Origin of the sequence: Arthrobacter sp. ATA002, from assembly GCF_026898095.1 — a bacterium.
Lineage (GTDB): Bacteria > Actinomycetota > Actinomycetes > Actinomycetales > Micrococcaceae > Arthrobacter_B.
Genome location: NZ_CP114015.1, coordinates 108,394 through 124,136, shown reverse-complemented (window position 1 = coordinate 124,136; position 15,743 = coordinate 108,394). Strand labels below are relative to the sequence as shown.

Sequence of the window (15,743 nt, the reverse complement as noted above, 5' to 3'; positions counted from 1 at the left end):
GGACGGGGCGTACGCCCTGACGACGAATGAAATCTAAGAACTTCTTCAAGGGGCCGGGCATTTGGATTGTCCTGGCATTGGCCCTTCTGGTGCTCATTCTTCCCAGCCTTTCCCAGAGCGGGGCAACCAAGGTGGACACCAGCGTGGGGCTGGAGATGCTCAGGAACCAAGAGGTTGAGCAGGCCAAAATTTACGACGGCGAACAGCGCGTCGACCTCACGCTGAGGGAGCCGTACACGGACGGCAGCGGCCAGGAGAGCGAAAACGTCCAGTTTTACTTCGGCACGGCCCGCGGCGAGGACATTGTCGCAGCGGTAAACGACTCCGGCGCCGAAGGCTTCACCGACCAGCCGGTGCAGAGCAACTGGTTCACCAGTTTCCTCGGCCTGTTCCTGCCGTTCATCATTCTCGGCGTCATCTTCTGGTTCCTGCTCTCCCGCATGCAGGGCGGCGGCTCCCAGGTCATGAAGTTCGGCAAGTCCAAGGCCAAGCTGACCAATAAGGACATGCCGCAGGTAACCTTCGCCGACGTCGCAGGCGCGGACGAAGCCGTCGAGGAACTGCACGAGATCAAGGAATTCCTGCAGGATCCGGCCAAGTTCCAGGCTGTGGGCGCAAAGATCCCCAAAGGCGTGCTGCTCTACGGCCCTCCCGGCACCGGTAAGACCCTGCTTGCCCGCGCAGTGGCCGGCGAGGCCGGAGTGCCGTTCTACTCCATTTCCGGGTCCGACTTCGTCGAGATGTTCGTCGGTGTGGGTGCCTCCCGCGTCCGCGACCTCTTCGAGCAGGCCAAGACCAACGCTCCGGCCATCATCTTCGTTGACGAAATCGACGCCGTCGGCCGCCACCGCGGTGCCGGCGTCGGCGGCGGCAACGACGAACGCGAGCAGACCCTGAACCAGCTCCTGGTGGAAATGGACGGATTCGACGGCAACACCAACGTTATTCTGATTGCCGCCACCAACCGCCCCGACGTGCTGGACCCGGCGCTGCTGCGCCCGGGCCGCTTTGACCGCCAGATCGGTGTGGAGGCTCCGGACATGCAGGGCCGCCTGCACATCCTGCAGGTCCACGCCAAGGGCAAGCCGATGGCCGAAGGCGTTGACCTGGAAACCGTGGCCCGCAAGACCCCCGGCTTCACCGGCGCCGACCTGGCCAACGTCCTGAACGAGGCAGCCCTGCTGACCGCCCGCTCCAACGCCCAGCTCATTGACGACCGCGCACTGGACGAAGCCATCGACCGCGTGATTGCCGGTCCGCAGAAGCGCAGCCGGGTAATGAAGGAACTGGAGCGCAAGATCACCGCCTACCACGAGGGCGGCCACGCCCTGGTGGCTGCGGCCCTGCGCAACACCGACCCCGTCACCAAGGTGACCATCCTGCCCCGCGGCCGCGCCCTGGGCTACACGATGGTGCTGCCGCAGGACGACAAGTACTCCGTTACCCGCAACGAGCTGCTGGACCAGCTCGCCTACGCCATGGGCGGCCGCGTCGCCGAGGAAATCGTGTTCCACGACCCCTCCACCGGCGCATCCAATGACATCGAAAAGGCCACCTCCACAGCCCGGAAGATGGTCACCCAGTACGGCATGAGCGAGCGGATCGGCTCCGTAAAGCTCGGTTCCGGCGGCGGCGAGCCGTTCCTGGGCCGCGACATGAGCCAGGAGCGGAACTACTCCGACCAGGTGGCGTACGTAGTGGACGAGGAGGTCCGGCGCCTGCTGGACAACGCCCACGACGAGGCCTACCAGATCCTCACTGAGAACCGCGACGTCCTGGACCGGCTGGCCCTGGAACTGCTGGAACGGGAAACCCTGAATCAGGCCGAAATCGCCGAGGTCTTCTCCGACGTGCGCAAGCGCGACGTCCGTGAAGTCTGGCTCTCCAAGCCCACCCGCCAGGTCCACAGCCTGCCTCCGGTGACCTCGCCCCGGGAACGGCGCGAGGCTGCGGCCAACGGCCAGCCGGATCCGGCCACCGTGTCGCCGCAGGACCAGATCGCCGACGCCGACCTGCCCCAGGACTTCGACGTCTCCAGCAACGGGCTGCCGCACCCCGAGGGCACCGGCCCCGGACATGCCGGACAGGGCGGCACCGCCGGCCGGACCGGCGGCACCGACGACTCCCGCAGCGACCGCTAGGACGACGGCGGAACAACCGTGGAAACGGGCGGCCCGGCACTTGTGCCGGGCCGCTTTGCTTTTGCCGGCGGGTCACCGGACCCAGCAGCCACGGTAGGATCGACCAGTGACGGATTTCGACGATGAACTGACTGCGGATGATATGTCCGCTTCCTCGACCCCGGTGGACCAGCAGCGGATTGCAAGAGCGGTCCGTGAAATTCTCCTCGCCATTGGGGAAGACCCCGACCGGGAAGGCCTGCAGGACACCCCCATGCGGGTCGCGAAATCCTATGCGGAGATCTTTGCCGGCCTGCACCAGAGCCCGGTGGACCTGCTGGCAACCACCTTCGCCCTCGAACACGAGGAGATGGTGCTGGTGAAGGACATCCCGTTCTTTTCCACCTGCGAGCACCATCTGGTGCCCTTCCACGGCACCGCCCACATCGGTTACATTCCCTCCAGGGACGGCAAAGTCACGGGCCTGAGCAAGCTGGCCCGGCTGGTGGACGTGTACGCCCGGCGTCCGCAGGTCCAGGAACGGCTGACGACCCAGATCGTCGATGCGCTGATGGACAACCTGGACCCCCGCGGTGCCATAGTTGTCATTGAATGCGAACACCTGTGCATGTCGATGCGCGGCGTGCGCAAGCCCGGAGCGAAGACCGTCACCTCGGCCGTACGCGGCCAGCTGCGGGAAACCGCAACACGTGCAGAAGCAATGAGCCTCATACTCGGACGATAGGACGCCACCACCCATGGATTCACTCGCCGCCGCCCCCGGAACCGGACCAGCCACCTCACCCCTGCCGCTGATCCGCCCCGTGCGCGCACCCCGCCGGTTCGCTGACCTTCCGGCCGGCCGCACCCTGGTCATGGGCATCCTGAATGTCACGCCGGACTCCTTCAGCGACGGCGGGCAGTTTGGGCAGGCCGACCAGGCCATCCAGGCCGGACTGAAAATGCATTACGACGGCGCCGACATTATCGACGTGGGCGGCGAGTCCACCCGCCCCGATTCCGTCCGGGTTACCGCCGAGGAAGAGCAGCAGCGCATCCTGCCCGTGGTGGAAGCGCTGGTCAAGGCCGGCGTGCTGGTCAGCGTGGACACCATGAACGCCTCCACGGCCGAAAAGGCCATCGCCGCCGGGGCCGCCCTGATCAATGATGTCTCCGGACTGGACGTGGATCCCGCGATGCCCGCTCTGATCGCACGCACCGGCGTCCCGTATGTCCTGATGCACAGCCGCGGCGCCGTCCGAAGCAGCGACCCGCACGCGGAATACGACTCCGTGGTCGACGACGTCATCACGGAGCTGACGAAGATCCGCGAACTCTTCTATGCGGCCGGTGCCGGCGCGGACCAGATCATCCTTGATCCCGGACTGGGCTTCTCCAAGGACGGCAGCTCCAACTGGGACCTGCTGCGAAACATCGACCGGCTGAACGGGCTGGGCCACCGGGTGCTCGTCGGGGCGTCCCGGAAGCGTTTCCTCGGGTCCCTGCTGGCCAGCTCCGGCAAAGCAGCGGCGCCGCTGGAGCGCGACGGCGCCACGGCGGCCGTCACGGCGCTGGCCGCCTTCTCCAACGTCTGGTGCGTCCGGGTGCACAACGTCGGCCCCAGCGTCGATGCCGTCAAGACCGCCGCTGCTTGGAAGGACTAGGTCATGGGCGCTTCCAGCACGGCCACCCGCGACACCATCACGCTGACGGGAATCACTGCCCGCGGTTTCCACGGCGTGTTCGAGGACGAACGGCGCAACGGCCAGCCCTTTGTGGTCGACCTGGTGCTGCACACCGACCTGCAGCCGGCCGGCCTGAGCGACGACCTGACGCAGACGGCGCACTACGGTGAGCTCGCCGAGCAGGTTGCGGCCATCATTGCGGGCGAGCCGCTGAACCTGATTGAGGCACTGGCCGAACGCATTGCCGCCGCGGTCCTGGACGGTTTTGCCGGGGTCGGCGCCGTCGACGTAACTGTGCACAAGCCGCAGGCACCCATCACCGTTCCCTTCGGCGACGTAGCGGTCTCCATTCACCGGGGCCGGCCGTGACCGGCACCGCCGCGGTGACCGCGGTCCTGGCCCTGGGCAGCAATCTCGGCGAAAGCCGGGACACTCTTTTCCCTGGCAGTGGCGGAGCTGGCCGACCATCCCGGCGTCCGGCTGCAGGCGGTATCGCCCGTGGTGCGGACCCGTCCCGTGGGCGGTCCCGAGCAGCCTGACTACCTGAACCTGGTCGTCTCCGTGGAGACCGACCTTCCGCCGCATGACCTGCTGGCGCACTGCCAGAGCGTTGAAAATGCCCACCACCGCAAACGCGGGGTGCGGTGGGGCCCGCGGACCCTGGACGTAGACATCATCACCTACGGAAACCTGGTGCTCGACGACGAGACCCTCACCCTCCCGCATCCGCGCGCCGGCAGCCGTGCCTTCGTGCTGCAGCCGTGGGCATGGATGGATCCGAACGCCGAGCTGTCGGGAACCCCCGTCGCCGAACTCGCGGCCCGGGCCGAAGACCTGCCCGGCCTGGAAATCTTCGAGGGAGACTGATCCTTACCGTGGGGAACATCCGGTACCGCTGGCTGGCCGCCATCGCAATTGCGTCCGGCGTCGTTGGCTGGCTGGTGAACAACTGGGCCACCCGCAACTCCCTGCCCGCCCCGGTCCTCAGCGTGGTCGGGCTGCTGACTGTCCTGCTCATTTCCGGTGCCACGCTGGTGCTCGGCCTGCGGGTGAGGCGCTGGCAGCAGGGCAACCGGGACCGCGAGCTGGACCCGATCGCCGCGGCCCGCACCCTGGTCCTGGCGCAGGCCACCGCCTATGCCGGTTCGCTGCTGCTGGGTTGGCATGCCGGCATTTTCCTGGACCAGGTTCCGCTCTGGTCGCTTCGGCCGGGGCACAGTGCCACCTGGGCTGCGCTGGCCATGACCGCCGGGGGAATTCTCGCGATTGCCGTCGGCCTGCTGGTGGAGCGGTTCTGCCGCCTGCCGCCCGACGACCTGAACGGTGACGGCGGGCCTCCCACCGGACCGGATATCCAACGCGAACCGGGAGACGGGGAATATGTCTAGTGCAGCAATCGATCCGGCGGACTTGAACTGGGAGCACATTTCGCCCCGGTACCTGACCGTCCGCCTCATCGGCTGGGCCGTGGAGGCCGTGGTGACGGTGGCCCTTGCCTGCATTCCGCTGGCCCTCCGGGCTGCCGGGGTGTGGCCGTCGGCTCCGGACTGGCTCGCCTGGGGACTCCCCGCCCTGGCCGCAGCGGCGTTCGTATGGCGGGCAGTGCTGCTGCCGCGCCAGGTCCGCGCGGTCGGCTACGCCGAACGGAACGAGGATTTCCTGCTCCGCAGCGGCATTTTCTATCAGCGCACGCTGGTGGTGCCCTACGGCCGGATGCAGTACGTGGACGTCACCGTCGGCCCGCTCGAGCGTGCCTTCGGCCTGTGTTCCCTGAAGCTGCACACGGCGGCCCCCGGAACCAACGCGGTGCTGCCCGGGCTGCCCGCGGCAGAAGGCGCCCGCCTGCGCGAGCACCTTTCCGAGCGTGGCGAAACGCAGCTGGCCGGGCTGTGAGCGTTCCACACAACGGGGAGTGGGCACGCGTCCATCCGGTGTCCCCCCTGGTGCGGGGCTGGATAGCCCTCGCCGCCATCGCCTTCGTCTTCGGGCGAAATATCGTGGAGGACCTGGTCGGGCTGCGCGGCGGTGACGGCAGCGAAAGCGGCGCATCGGCACCCCAGGGCACGGTGCTGCTGATCGGCATCGCCGTCCTCGCGGGCATCCTGCTGATCATCGCCGTGGGGTTCTTCCTGTCCTGGCGGTTCACCCGCTATCAGGTGACGGAGGAGCACGTGCGCGTGCATTCCGGCATCGTTTTCCGCCAGCAGCGCCAGGCGCGGCTGGACCGCGTCCAGGCCATCGACATCATTCAGCCCCTCCTGGCCCGGCTCTTTGGACTGGCGGAACTGCGCTTCGAAGTGGCGGACGCCGGTGAATCGGCCGTCCGGCTGGCCTTCCTGAAACTTGACGACGCCCAGCAGCTGCGGACCATGATCCTGAACCGGGCATCCGGAGCAGCGGCCACGGACCCGGATGCCTCCGGTCCCGCTGACGGTGACCCGCACGCGGGGGACAACATGCTGAGCACCCACGGCGCGAAACCGGCCGCGGCCGGTGCAGCCGGAGGCCGGCCGCGCCCGGGGGCGGCCGAAGCCCCGGAACAGCCCATCCTGGAGCTCCGTCCCGGGCGGGTCGTCGCCGCAACTCTGTTGTCCGGGACCACGCTGTTCCTGCTGGCCGGCCTTGCCTGCGCCGTCGTCATCACCGCTGTAACCGGCGAACCCGTGACCCTGGCCGTCATGGTGCCCCTTCTCTTTGGTACGGTCGGCGGCTACTGGTCGGAGTTCTCCACGTCGTTCAACTTCCGGGCCGCCGTTTCCCGGGACGGTATCAGGGTGCGCTACGGACTGCTGGATACCCGGACCCAAACCGTTCCGCCGGGCCGGATCCAGGCGGTGGCTGTCCGCCAGTCGCCGCTTTGGCGGCTCACCGGCTGGTACCGGGTGTCGGTCAACGTGGCCGGGTACGGTGACGGGGCCAGCTCCGAGGGGCAGGCACGGACCAAACTGCTTCCGGCCGGCACACTGCCGGAGGTCTTCGCCATCCTTGCCCTCGTGCTGCCCGAACCGGGCACGGACCGGCCCGCGGACGTCTTCACTGCGGGCATCACCGGACGCGGCGCCGACCACGGTTTTACCACCACTCCCCGCCGTGCCCGCTGGATCGCACCGCTGGCCTGGCGGCGCAACGGTTTTACGCTCACGGACACCGCGGTGCTGGTCCGCAGCGGCGCCCTGTGGCGGGTGCTCTCCGTGGTGCCCCATGCACGCACCCAGTCGATGGCACTGGAGCAGGGCCCGCTTCGACGCCGCTTCGACACGGCCGACCTGGTTCTGCACTCCACCGCCGGGCCCGTGCATCCTCGGGTCCGGAAAATTGATACTGAAACTGTGCACCGGTTGTTCCTGGAGCAGGCAGTCCGGGCCCGCGATGCGCGCCGGCGGGACCGCACGGCCCGCTGGAACCGGCCGGCCGGCGCCTCATCAGCCGCTCCCGCAGTGCCCGGTCCCGCCAATGCCGTTGATCCGGCCTCCAAGGAGTTTCCCCATGAACAGCAGTGAACCAAGCACCGCCGAAAAACGGCGGAGGGGCCGGCTCGGCGTCGGTGTCATCGGTGCCGGCCGGGTCGGTGCCGTGCTGGGAGCCGCCCTGCGGGCGGCCGAACACGCCGTCGTCGGGGTCTCCGCCGTCAGCGAGGAGAGCCGTGAGCGGGCTGCCACCCTGCTGCCCGGCGTGCCGGTCCTGGATATTCCGGACGTGATCGAGCGTTCAGAACTCGTCCTGCTGGCGGTACCGGACGATGCCCTGGGGCCGCTGGTCTCCGGGCTGGCCGCCACCAACGCATGGCAGGCGGGGCAGCTGGTTGCCCACACCTCGGGCAGGTTCGGCACTGACATCCTGGAACCGGCCCGCCGGGCGGGGGCGATCCCGCTGGCGCTGCACCCGGCCATGACCTTTACCGGGATGAGCCTTGACCTCACCCGGCTGACCGACTGTTCCTTCGGCGTCACCGCCCCCACAGCCGTGCTCCCGATCGCCCAGGCGCTGGTGGTGGAAATGGGCGCCGAACCCGTCGTCATTGATGAGGCCGACCGCGTCAATTACCACCTGGCGCTGGCCCATGCCTCCAACCACCTGGTGACCATCACCGCCCAGTCACTGCAGCTGCTGACGGACATCGGCGTGGAAAACCCGGACCGCCTGCTGGGGCCGCTGATGCGTGCATCGCTGGAAAACGCCCTGGCCTCCGGCGAGCATGCCCTGACCGGTCCGGTGGTGCGCGGAGACGCCGGAACGGTGGCGGCGCACCTGGGCGAAATGGCCGGCCAGGACAGTGCCGGCCTCCGCGACACCTACCGCGCGCTTTCCCTGGCCACGGCACGGCGTGCCCTCGACCGCGGCCTGCTCAGCAAGGCCGCCGGCGAGGCCATCATCGACGTCCTGGCCCGGGATGCCGAAGGGCCGCTGTGAGCACGCCGCAGGTGGTGCGGTCGGCGGACGAACTGCGGTCCGCGCTGGCCGGTGCACTGGCCGCCGCCGGAACGGCCGGCGGGGGGACCGGCGTGCCGTCCCTTGGCCTGGTCCCCACCATGGGAGCGCTGCACGAGGGGCACCGCGCCCTGGCGGACGCGGCCCGGGCGGAGAACGACGTCGTCGCCGCCTCGATTTTCGTCAACCCGCTGCAGTTCAACGATCCGGAGGACCTGCGCCGCTATCCGCGGACGCTGGCGGCGGACCTGGACCTGCTGGGTGCCGCTGGGGTGGATCTGGTGTTCGCGCCCGCGGAAGCCGACGTCTATCCGGACGGAGCACCCCTGGTCCGGGTTAGTTCCGGCGAGCTGGGAACCCGATACGAGGGTGCCTCCCGGCCCGGGCACTTCGACGGGGTGCTGACCGTGGTGGCCAAGCTGCTGCACTGGGCCCAGCCTGCCGTGCCGGCGCATTTCCGCGCCTACTTCGGGCAGAAAGACGCCCAGCAGCTGGCGCTGATCCGCCGGATGGCGGCGGACCTGAACTTTCCGGCGGACATCGTCGGGGTCCCGGTGGTGCGCGGAGCCGACGGACTGGCGGAGTCCAGCCGCAATGTGTTCCTGGACCCTGCGCACCGGCAGGCGGCAACCGTGCTTCCGCGGGCGCTGTATGCCCTGCAGCACCGGGCTTCCGCCGGGGCGGCGCCGGATCTTGCCGCCGCCGTCGCACTGGTGGAACGCGAACCACTGGCCGAACTGGACTATTTGGACATTGTGGATCCGCGCACGCTGCTGCCCCTGCCGGCAGTCGACCGGCCGCTGGAGAAACCGGCCCTGGCGCTCGCAGCAGTGCGCGTCGGGCCGGTACGGCTGATCGACAACCTGATGCTGATGCCGCCGGCCTGAAGACGCCGCCAACCCAGCGGCCTGCGCGCTCCCTGCATACCGGCTGGTGTTCCGCCGTAAGGGCCCGCCGCCCGGCTCTGTAAACTTAGGGGTGTGACCACATCAAACCCCGTTCCCGAAGCTAACTCCGTCCCCGAAGCAGCCGACACCTCCGAGCAGATGCGCATCCGCGCCGAGAAGCGTGCGCGCCTGATCGCCCGCGGCGGGGAGGCCTACCCGGTGGGAGTGGAGCGCACGCACTCCATCAAAGAGGTTCGGGAGAAGTTCGGCCACCTGCAGGCCGATGAAACCAGCGGTGAGACCGTGGGCATCACCGGCCGGGTTGTGTTCATCCGCAACACGGGCAAGCTCTGCTTCGCCACGCTCCAGGAGGGCAACGGAACCCGGGTGCAGGCCATGCTCAGCCTGGCCGTCGTCGGCGAAGAATCGCTGGCCGACTGGAAAGCCCTGGTGGACCTTGGGGACCACGTCTTCGTCCGCGGCGAAGTAATTTCCTCCCGCCGCGGGGAGCTCTCTGTCATGGTGGAATCCTGGTCAATGGCCTCGAAAGCCCTCCGGCCGCTGCCGGTGCTGCACGCCGGACTCAATGAAGAAACCCGGGTTCGGCAGCGCTATGTGGACCTGATGGTCCGCGAGGAAGCCCAGGACATGGTGTACAAGCGCGCCGCCATCATCCGCGGCGTCCGCGACACCCTGCACGCCCACGGCTACGTGGAAGTGGAAACACCCATGCTGCAGCTGGTCCACGGCGGAGCGGCGGCCCGGCCCTTCGAGACGCACCTGAACGCGTTCGACCAGAAGATGACCCTGCGGATCGCCACCGAGTTGTATCTGAAGCGCGCCGTGGTGGGCGGCATTGAGCGGGTCTTCGAACTGGGCCGGATCTTCCGCAACGAGGGGGTGGACTCCACGCACAGCCCCGAATTTACGACCCTGGAATGCTACGAGGCCTACGCCGACCAGTTCGTCATGGCCGACCGGATTAAGGAAATCATCCTCCACTGCGCAGACCTGGTGGGCAGCCGGCAGATCGAGACCGACGCCGGAACCATCAACCTCGACGGGGAATGGAAATGGCTGTCCGTCTACCCGGGCCTGTCCGAAGCCGTGGGGGAAGAAATTACTCCCGGCACCGACGCCGAAACGCTGCTCCGGATTGCGGAAAAGCACGGCGTGAAGACCGACCCGAAGTGGGACGCGGAAAAGCTCGTCGTGGAACTGTTTGGCGAAATCGTGGAGCCGTCCCTGATCCAGCCGACGTTTGTTTACGATTACCCGCCGTCGGCCCAGCCGCTGGCCCGCCAGAACCGGAACGACCCCCGCCTGATCGAAGCCTGGGACCTCATTATCGGCGGCATGGAACGCGGCACCGCCTTCTCGGAGCTCATCGATCCCGTCATCCAGCGCGAACGCCTCACCGAGCAGTCTCTTCGGGCGGCTGGCGGCGACGACGAGGCCATGGCACTTGACGAGGACTTCCTGCGGGCCCTTGAATACGGTGCACCGCCCATGGGCGGTGCAGGCCTCGGAATTGACCGCCTCGTGATGCTTTTCACAAACACGGGTATCCGGGAAACAATTTTGTTCCCCTGCTAAAGCCGGAAATGGGATAGACCATGGAATACGTTGAAGTACTGCTCCCCTCCATATGTGTCGGAGGTCTCTTTTATTTTGCGATGAAGGCGCTGCTGAATGTGGACCGGTCGGAACGAAAAGCTCTGGCCGAAGCCGAGCGGGAAGCTGATCTTGCCGGGGACCCCGATACAAGTAGTCGGGGATCTGAAAAAGAAAGTAATTAAATCCCCGGCTACGCTTTGACGGGGCATTCAAAATTGCGTCATACTCTAAGTGGTCTCATTATCGTTTTTCCGGTTTAACTGCTTAGAGCCTGTCGTGGCGCAAAAGGTAAAAATTATTCTGGTCGATGACCTCGATGCCGGAAGTGCGGATGAGACCGTGCGGTTCGGTCTTGACGGGGCGCAGTACGAGATTGACCTGTCGACCGACAACGCGAAGAACCTCCGTGCTGCCCTGAAGCCGTACCTGGATGCCGGCCGCAAGGTGGGCGGCGGCCGTGCGGGCCGTCCCCGCAGCGGCGGCACCGGATCCACACGCAACAATGAAGCAGCGCAGATCCGCGAGTGGGCCCGCAGCAACGGATACACCGTTTCAGAGCGCGGCCGCGTGAACAGCGAAATCATCGAAGCCTACCGGGCCGCCCAGGGCTAATGCCGTGCCCGGCCCCGGAGACATTCCGGGGCCGCTGGTCACGCCTACGGCGAACATGCTCCTTAAGCACGCACGGGACACGTAGCATCGAATTACGCGTTAGCTAGGAGTGTGCCTCATGTTTGAAAGATTTACCGACCGTGCCCGTCGCGTTGTCGTGCTTGCCCAAGAAGAGGCTCGCATGCTCAACCACAACTACATCGGCACCGAGCACATCCTGCTCGGGCTCATTCATGAGGGTGAAGGCGTAGCAGCTAAGGCCCTGGAATCCCTGAGTATCTCGCTCGGTGCCGTGCGTGAGCAGGTGCAGGAGATCATTGGCCAGGGCCAGCAAGCCCCCTCCGGCCACATCCCCTTCACCCCCCGCGCCAAGAAAGTCCTGGAGCTTTCCCTCCGGGAAGCCCTGCAGCTTGGCCACAACTACATCGGAACCGAGCACATCCTGCTCGGCCTGATCCGTGAAGGCGAGGGTGTGGCAGCCCAGGTGCTGGTCAAGCTCGGTGCCGACCTCAACCGGGTGCGCCAGCAGGTTATCCAGCTGCTGTCCGGGTACCAGGGCAAGGAACCCGTCAGCTCGGGCGGCCAGCAGCAGGAGGGCCAGCCCGCGGGCTCGGTCGTTCTGGACCAGTTCGGCCGCAACCTGACCCAGGCGGCCCGGGAATCCAAGCTCGATCCCGTCATTGGGCGCGAGCACGAGATGGAACGGGTCATGCAGGTCCTGTCCCGCCGCACCAAGAACAACCCTGTTCTAATCGGTGAGCCCGGGGTCGGCAAGACTGCCGTCGTTGAAGGACTGGCCCAGGCCATCGTCCGCGGCGATGTTCCGGAAACCATCCGCGACAAGCAGCTCTACACCCTTGACCTGGGTTCCCTCGTTGCCGGCTCCCGTTACCGCGGCGACTTCGAGGAACGGCTGAAGAAGGTCCTGAAGGAAATCCGCACCCGCGGCGACATCATCCTCTTCATCGATGAGATCCACACTCTCGTGGGCGCCGGTGCCGCCGAAGGCGCCATCGACGCGGCCTCCATCCTGAAGCCGATGCTGGCCCGCGGCGAGCTGCAGACCATCGGCGCCACCACGCTGGATGAATACCGCAAGCACATCGAGAAGGACGCCGCCCTCGAGCGCCGTTTCCAGCCGATCCAGGTCAAGGAACCTTCCGTTGCGCACTCCATTGAAATCCTGAAGGGCCTGCGGGACCGCTACGAAGCGCACCACCGCGTCTCCATCACGGATGCCGCGCTGGCTTCGGCAGCGACCCTGGCCGAGCGCTACATCAGTGACCGGTTCCTTCCGGACAAGGCCATTGACCTGATTGATGAAGCCGGTGCCCGGCTCCGGATCCGCCGCATGACGGCGCCGCCGGAGCTCAAGGAAATTGACGAGCGGATCTCCGCCCTGAAGCTGGAAAAGGAATCGGCCATCGATTCCCAGGACTTCGAAGGGGCAGCGAACCTGCGGGACAAGGAGCAGAAGCTTCATGACCAGCGGGCCGAGAAGGAGCGCCAGTGGAAGTCCGGCGGACTTGACGACATTGCCGAGGTTGATGAGGAACTCATCGCCGAGGTGCTTGCCAACTCCACCGGCATTCCCGTGGTCAAGCTCAACGAGGAAGAGTCCACCCGCCTGCTCAAGATGGAAGACGAGCTGCACAAGCGCGTTATCGGTCAGGACCAGGCCATCAAGTCCATCTCGCAGGCCATGCGCCGCACGCGGGCCGGGTTGAAGGACCCCAAACGTCCGGGCGGTTCCTTTATCTTCGCCGGTCCCACCGGCGTCGGTAAGACGGAGCTGGCCAAGGCCCTCGCGGAGTTCCTCTTCGGCGACGAAGACGCACTGATCACCCTGGACATGTCCGAATACTCCGAGAAGCACACGGTTTCCCGGCTCTTCGGTGCCCCTCCCGGCTACGTGGGCTACGAGGAAGGCGGGCAGCTGACTGAAAAGGTCCGCCGCCGCCCGTTCTCCGTGGTGCTGTTCGACGAGGTGGAGAAGGCGCACGCCGACCTCTTCAACTCGCTGCTGCAGATCCTCGAAGACGGCCGCCTGACGGACAGCCAGGGCCGGGTGGTGGACTTCAAGAACACCATCATCATCATGACCACCAACCTGGGAACCCGGGACATCTCCAAGAGCGTCTCCACCGGTTTCCAGTCCGGCACCGACACCAAGACCGGTTACGACCGGATGCGGGCCCGGGTCACGGAGGAGCTGCGCCAGCACTTCCGCCCCGAGTTCCTGAACCGCGTCGATGACACGGTGGTCTTCCCGCAGCTCACGCAGGACGAGATCGTGCAGATCGTGGACCTGTTCCTGGAACGCCTGGGCAAGCGCCTGGCCGACAAGGGCATGACCATCGAGCTGACTCCGGCGGCGAAGGTACTCCTCGCCACCGGGGTTACGATCCCGCCATGGGTGCCCGGCCGCTGCGCCGGACCATCCAGCGTGAAATCGAGGACCAGCTCTCCGAGAAGATCCTCTTCGGAGACCTGAAGCCGGGCGAACTGGTGTCCGTGGACGTGGAGGGCGAAGGCGACGACGCCAAGTTCACGTTCATTGGCCACGGTGCGCCAAAGGCACTCGAGGAAGCGCCGTCGGCTATTGAAGCCGGCGTGGGCGACTAAGCCTTTAGGCCAAACTGCCGCAATGCGGCACTGAGAAAACCCGGAGGGTTATCCCCTCCGGGTTTTCTCGTTAACAGCCCAGCCGGGCGATATGGCCGTGCGGCGCGGCTGGGCGAAAACTACCGCCCCTACGGAACCCCGGAGCGTCCGCGCCCCGCGACGTCGCCATCGGCACCGTGGGCCGGCCCGAGCTGTTGTTCCTCGACGAGCCCACCGCCGGAGTCGATCCCGAGGCACGCCGGGAGTTCCACGACGTCGTTCATTCGCTCGTTGATCTCGAGGACACCACCGTCATCCTGACCACGCACGACCTGGACGAGGCGGATAAGCTGGCGGACCGGATCCTGACCCTCCGGCGGCCGCATCGTTGCCGACGGCAGCCCCGCAGCCCCCGCCCGGCAGGCCCAGGGCCGTGCCCGGCAGATCGCGGAGGCACTGGGCATTCCTGGTCTCTGGGCGGCCCTGGGGCTGTTCCCGGCGCCCAGGGTCCTGCGGCGAATGTCCCGGGCGCGAGTCCGGGTCGGCCGTGGAGGCACGCCGGCTGGAACGGATGCAGCGGTTTGGCTGAGCGATTGCCGGAGGGCGCGCACAACCGGATTGCCATGCTGCGCGCCGAACGGGGCATTTCCCGCCGGGAGCCCGCTGACGCGCTGGACGCGCAGTACCAAACCGCCGGATACCTGGAGTGCGGTGAATACAGTCCCAGCCTGCACCTGGCGCTGAGGATTGCCGGGCACTTCGAGGTCCCGGTCGAGGTTGTGTTTTCGCTGGAGCCGTTTCCGCGGCTTGGGGCAGCGTCGGCACCGCAACGCAGTGTTACGCCGTCAGATTCGGCGGGGTCCTAGACTGTACCGGTGACTTCTGCCTCCCCCATCACCGTCCGCCGCGCCCGCACGTCCGACGTTCCCCGCATCCGGGCCCTGGTGGCGCCGCTGGCGGACGAACGCATCCTGGTCGCAAAGGAAGCGGTGGCCTATTACGAGGGGCTGCAGGAGTTTCGCATTGCGGAAGGGCCCGGCGGCGAGGTGGTGGGATGCGGTGCCCTGCATGTGATGTGGGAAGACCTCGCGGAAGTGCGGACTCTAGCCGCGGACAGCAGCTGGCGCGGACGCGGCGTAGGGCACGTCCTGTTGGAGGCCCTCCTGGCGGAAGCGTCCGAAATTGGCGTACAGCGGGTTTTTTGCCTCACCTTTGAAGTGGAGTTCTTCCGCCGCCACGGCTTTGAGGTGATGGCCAACCAGTCGGCCGTGGATCCGGAGGTTTACTCGGAGCTGCTGCGTTCCCATGACGAGGGAGTGGCGGAGTTTCTGGATCTGGCCAGGGTGAAGCCAAATACGCTGGGAAATACCCGCATGATCCGCAGTTTGTAGCGGTTAATTTTTGTTCCGGGCTGTTCGCGAACAGAGTAACCCCGGGTTATCGCTGGTTTTTCCCCGACGAAAGTGGATAAGCTCAGGTTACTTAGCATCACCAACGGCTCGAAGAAGTGCGGCGGTTGTATCGCCGCACGGGGCCACGATCAGAAAGCGGGATCCACTTATGGGCGCAGATGACAAGGTGCAGAATTCGGCCGAGAAGCTTGGCGGCAAGGTCAAGGAAGGCCTGGGAAAGGCCACCGGCAACGAGAGCATGGAAGCTGAAGGCCACGGCGATCAGGCCAAGGGCAGCGCCAAGCAGGCCGGCGAGAACATTAAGGACGCTTTCAAGGGTAAGTAATTCTTGAAGAACAGCTGTGGGAGGGGCTTCTGCCCTCCCACAGCTGTTCTAAC

Annotated in this window: 17 protein-coding genes and 1 pseudogene; 17 read left to right on the top strand and 1 reads right to left on the bottom strand. The window is 66.6% G+C overall.

The annotated features are described in order from the left end of the window. The first annotated feature begins 26 nt into the window (after positions 1–26). The 14 genes and pseudogenes from ftsH (at position 27) to OL239_RS00595 (ending at position 13,974) form a co-directional block, all read left to right on the top strand. A complete protein-coding gene (ftsH, locus tag OL239_RS00660; protein ID WP_268910311.1) occupies positions 27–2,141 on the top strand; it encodes an ATP-dependent zinc metalloprotease FtsH in 2,115 nt (704 codons plus the stop codon). A gap of 106 nt (positions 2,142–2,247) precedes the next feature. Further along, positions 2,248–2,865: a GTP cyclohydrolase I FolE gene (gene folE, locus OL239_RS00655; protein ID WP_268910310.1), complete on the top strand. Its 618-nt coding sequence runs from the start codon at positions 2,248–2,250 to the stop codon at positions 2,863–2,865. 13 nt (positions 2,866–2,878) lie between these two features. After that, the gene (gene folP, locus OL239_RS00650) at positions 2,879–3,784 is read left to right on the top strand and encodes a dihydropteroate synthase (RefSeq protein WP_268910309.1); all 906 of its coding nucleotides are present in this window, start codon (positions 2,879–2,881) and stop codon (positions 3,782–3,784) included. A 3-nt stretch (positions 3,785–3,787) separates the two neighbouring features. Continuing rightward, entirely contained in the window at positions 3,788–4,174 is a 387-nt protein-coding gene (gene folB / locus OL239_RS00645) for a dihydroneopterin aldolase (RefSeq protein ID WP_268910308.1), read from the top strand. A 78-nt stretch (positions 4,175–4,252) separates the two neighbouring features. After that, the gene (gene folK / locus OL239_RS00640; protein WP_442864183.1) at positions 4,253–4,672 is read left to right on the top strand and encodes a 2-amino-4-hydroxy-6-hydroxymethyldihydropteridine diphosphokinase; all 420 of its coding nucleotides are present in this window, start codon (positions 4,253–4,255) and stop codon (positions 4,670–4,672) included. Between the two features lie 8 nt (positions 4,673–4,680). Continuing rightward, positions 4,681–5,193, top strand: coding sequence for a DUF3180 domain-containing protein (locus OL239_RS00635; RefSeq protein ID WP_268910307.1), 513 nt, complete (start codon positions 4,681–4,683; stop codon positions 5,191–5,193). Beyond that, on the top strand, positions 5,186–5,698 hold the full coding sequence (locus tag OL239_RS00630) for a PH domain-containing protein (protein ID WP_268910306.1): 513 nt from the start codon (positions 5,186–5,188) through the stop codon (positions 5,696–5,698). Before OL239_RS00635 ends, OL239_RS00630 begins: the two co-directional genes overlap by 8 nt. After that, positions 5,695–7,305 (top strand): PH domain-containing protein, encoded by a 1,611-nt coding sequence (locus OL239_RS00625; RefSeq protein ID WP_268910305.1) that lies wholly within the window; start codon positions 5,695–5,697, stop codon positions 7,303–7,305. Before OL239_RS00630 ends, OL239_RS00625 begins: the two co-directional genes overlap by 4 nt. Next, positions 7,292–8,215 carry a Rossmann-like and DUF2520 domain-containing protein gene (locus OL239_RS00620; protein ID WP_268910304.1) on the top strand — a complete coding sequence of 308 codons (924 nt, stop codon included), beginning with the start codon at positions 7,292–7,294 and terminating at the stop codon, positions 8,213–8,215. Before OL239_RS00625 ends, OL239_RS00620 begins: the two co-directional genes overlap by 14 nt. Next, positions 8,212–9,120 carry a pantoate--beta-alanine ligase gene (panC, locus tag OL239_RS00615; RefSeq protein WP_442864182.1) on the top strand — a complete coding sequence of 303 codons (909 nt, stop codon included), beginning with the start codon at positions 8,212–8,214 and terminating at the stop codon, positions 9,118–9,120. The genes OL239_RS00620 and panC overlap by 4 nt, the downstream gene beginning before the upstream one ends. Before the next feature lie 159 nt (positions 9,121–9,279). Continuing rightward, positions 9,280–10,716 carry a lysine--tRNA ligase gene (lysS, locus tag OL239_RS00610; protein ID WP_268911626.1) on the top strand — a complete coding sequence of 479 codons (1,437 nt, stop codon included), beginning with the start codon at positions 9,280–9,282 and terminating at the stop codon, positions 10,714–10,716. Between the two features lie 20 nt (positions 10,717–10,736). After that, on the top strand, positions 10,737–10,919 hold the full coding sequence (locus OL239_RS00605; protein WP_268910303.1) for a hypothetical protein: 183 nt from the start codon (positions 10,737–10,739) through the stop codon (positions 10,917–10,919). 94 nt (positions 10,920–11,013) lie between these two features. Next, positions 11,014–11,349, top strand: a complete 336-nt coding sequence (locus OL239_RS00600; RefSeq protein WP_268910302.1) for a histone-like nucleoid-structuring protein Lsr2 — start codon at positions 11,014–11,016, stop codon at positions 11,347–11,349. A gap of 118 nt (positions 11,350–11,467) precedes the next feature. Beyond that, positions 11,468–13,974: pseudogene (locus tag OL239_RS00595) on the top strand (ATP-dependent Clp protease ATP-binding subunit). A gap of 128 nt (positions 13,975–14,102) precedes the next feature. Here OL239_RS00595 and OL239_RS19220 read toward each other — a convergent pair. Further along, a complete protein-coding gene (locus OL239_RS19220; protein ID WP_329609311.1) occupies positions 14,103–14,282 on the bottom strand; it encodes a hypothetical protein in 180 nt (59 codons plus the stop codon). A 252-nt stretch (positions 14,283–14,534) separates the two neighbouring features. Here OL239_RS19220 and OL239_RS00585 point away from each other — a divergent pair, with 252 nt between their 5' ends. The 3 genes from OL239_RS00585 to OL239_RS00575 all read left to right on the top strand — a co-directional run bounded on the left by OL239_RS00585 (position 14,535) and on the right by OL239_RS00575 (position 15,690). Then, positions 14,535–14,819, top strand: a complete 285-nt coding sequence (locus OL239_RS00585; protein ID WP_268910301.1) for a helix-turn-helix transcriptional regulator — start codon at positions 14,535–14,537, stop codon at positions 14,817–14,819. 9 nt (positions 14,820–14,828) lie between these two features. After that, the gene (locus tag OL239_RS00580; protein WP_268910300.1) at positions 14,829–15,344 is read left to right on the top strand and encodes an amino-acid N-acetyltransferase; all 516 of its coding nucleotides are present in this window, start codon (positions 14,829–14,831) and stop codon (positions 15,342–15,344) included. A 169-nt stretch (positions 15,345–15,513) separates the two neighbouring features. After that, positions 15,514–15,690: a CsbD family protein gene (locus tag OL239_RS00575; RefSeq protein ID WP_104159952.1), complete on the top strand. Its 177-nt coding sequence runs from the start codon at positions 15,514–15,516 to the stop codon at positions 15,688–15,690. Positions 15,691–15,743 lie beyond the last annotated feature (53 nt).

Coding starts and splice junctions, on each gene's coding strand:
- OL239_RS00575 (WP_104159952.1), top strand. CDS start 15,514: ATGGGCGCAGATGACAAGGTGCAGAATTCGGCCGAGAAGCTTGGCGGC.
- OL239_RS00605 (WP_268910303.1), top strand. CDS start 10,737: ATGGAATACGTTGAAGTACTGCTCCCCTCCATATGTGTCGGAGGTCTC.
- folB (WP_268910308.1), top strand. CDS start 3,788: ATGGGCGCTTCCAGCACGGCCACCCGCGACACCATCACGCTGACGGGA.
- lysS (WP_268911626.1), top strand. CDS start 9,280: ATGCGCATCCGCGCCGAGAAGCGTGCGCGCCTGATCGCCCGCGGCGGG.
- OL239_RS00630 (WP_268910306.1), top strand. CDS start 5,186: ATGTCTAGTGCAGCAATCGATCCGGCGGACTTGAACTGGGAGCACATT.
- folP (WP_268910309.1), top strand. CDS start 2,879: ATGGATTCACTCGCCGCCGCCCCCGGAACCGGACCAGCCACCTCACCC.
- OL239_RS00620 (WP_268910304.1), top strand. CDS start 7,292: ATGAACAGCAGTGAACCAAGCACCGCCGAAAAACGGCGGAGGGGCCGG.
- ftsH (WP_268910311.1), top strand. CDS start 27: ATGAAATCTAAGAACTTCTTCAAGGGGCCGGGCATTTGGATTGTCCTG.